Here is a 1,399-nt window from a genome sequence, read left to right on the forward strand (position 1 = left end):
TAAAATAACAGATATTATAGAAATTCCTTATTAAATCATTTAAAAATTTGGTAAAACAATTTTTAGAATAAAAAACTGTATTTTTTTAAAGAGTTAAAATGAAAGCAAACTAAGAGTATCTTTCATTGAAAATAAATTTGATATAATAAATTTGTATTAAGTATGGCTACTCTTTCGGTTTTTTAGAAAGGGGGTTGTTGGTGAGCAAGATAATTGGTTTTATAATTCTTATTTTAGAATTAATAAAAGAGATAATTAAGCTCATTAATTATCTCATCTTAAATCCTTAGAGCATATTATATATATCCGCGCTTAGTCTAAGCTTAATACAATTAGAACACAATAACCGAAAGAGGGCGTGGCTTTCGGGTTAAAGAAATTCAAAATTTCTCTAAAAAATATTAAATCATACTCTTTAATTTTAAGTGAAAAAGACAAAAGAAATATCATAGAATGGGTAGAAAACAACTTAGATGAGATCGATGCAAATGCTCTATTTATTGATTTAAGAAAAGATGTTGAAAAAATAATTATAAATGAACTTAATTCGTTTGATTGTCTAATTGTTGAGGATTGAAACAGATAATATTTGCTGGTTGTTATTTACCAGCTAAAATTTTGCAACAGAATATGAAATCATTCTGTACAAAGATTTGTTAGTTTTTAAAATAACCGTTTTTGCTATTCTTTAATTCTTTATATTGTATTTTGATTGTTTTATTTATGTAATTTTACATAAATAAAAAGTTTTTCAAATTTACAACAAAATCCTTTATGCTATAATAAAAAATAAAATTATATAAGAAAGGATGTAGATGTCTATAAAAATTGAAATTAGTGGATTTGATAAGGATTTTTTGCCTGTTTTTGAGAGTTTGGCTAAAAGCCTAAGGGCTAGTTATTGTTTGTTAGAGTATGATATCCCAGATGAGAATAAACAAAGTTCTATGAAAAAAGCTTTAGAAGAAATGAAAAATGGAGAGTATGAAACTTTTAAAAACTTTGATGAGTATAAAAGGGCTATGCGTGAAATATGAAATTATAGTTTTAAAAGAATACAAGAAAAATTACAAGAAGCTAACACTAAAAGAAAAAGATTTGGTAGATGAAATAGTTTATCGCTTATCTAACAATGAAACTCTTGAAAGAAAATACAAAGATCATAAACTAAAAGGTGAATTTAAAGATCTTAGAGAGTGTCATGTAAAACCTGATTTGCTCTTAATTTATCAAAAACAAGATGATAAGCTTATTTTAACCTGTATTAATATAGGTTCTCATAGTGAGTTGTTTTAAATAATTGAAGTTAAATTAATCAAGTTAATAAAAATCCATAACTACACATTAAGTCATTTATGTCACTATAAAAATAAAAAAAAGGAAGTAAAATGGAAAAACT

3 protein-coding genes are annotated in these 1,399 nt (G+C 24.3%); all 3 read left to right on the top strand.

What is annotated here, in order from left to right; all coding sequences use genetic code 11:
- Positions 1-358: 358 nt before the first annotated feature.
- The 3 genes from CAMP18498_RS07815 to CAMP18498_RS07825 all read left to right on the top strand — a co-directional run bounded on the left by CAMP18498_RS07815 (position 359) and on the right by CAMP18498_RS07825 (position 1,296).
- A complete protein-coding gene (locus CAMP18498_RS07815; RefSeq protein WP_337198255.1) occupies positions 359-577 on the top strand; it encodes a hypothetical protein in 219 nt (72 codons plus the stop codon).
- A 238-nt stretch (positions 578-815) separates the two neighbouring features.
- Complete coding sequence (locus CAMP18498_RS07820) at positions 816-1,037, top strand: hypothetical protein (RefSeq protein ID WP_039628371.1); 222 nt, start codon at positions 816-818, stop codon at positions 1,035-1,037.
- The gene (locus CAMP18498_RS07825) at positions 1,027-1,296 is read left to right on the top strand and encodes a type II toxin-antitoxin system RelE/ParE family toxin (protein ID WP_337198256.1); all 270 of its coding nucleotides are present in this window, start codon (positions 1,027-1,029) and stop codon (positions 1,294-1,296) included. Before CAMP18498_RS07820 ends, CAMP18498_RS07825 begins: the two co-directional genes overlap by 11 nt.
- The last annotated feature ends 103 nt before the right edge of the window (positions 1,297-1,399 follow it).

It is taken from the genome of Campylobacter sp. W0066.2 (assembly GCF_024723515.1).
Classification (GTDB): domain Bacteria; phylum Campylobacterota; class Campylobacteria; order Campylobacterales; family Campylobacteraceae; genus Campylobacter_D.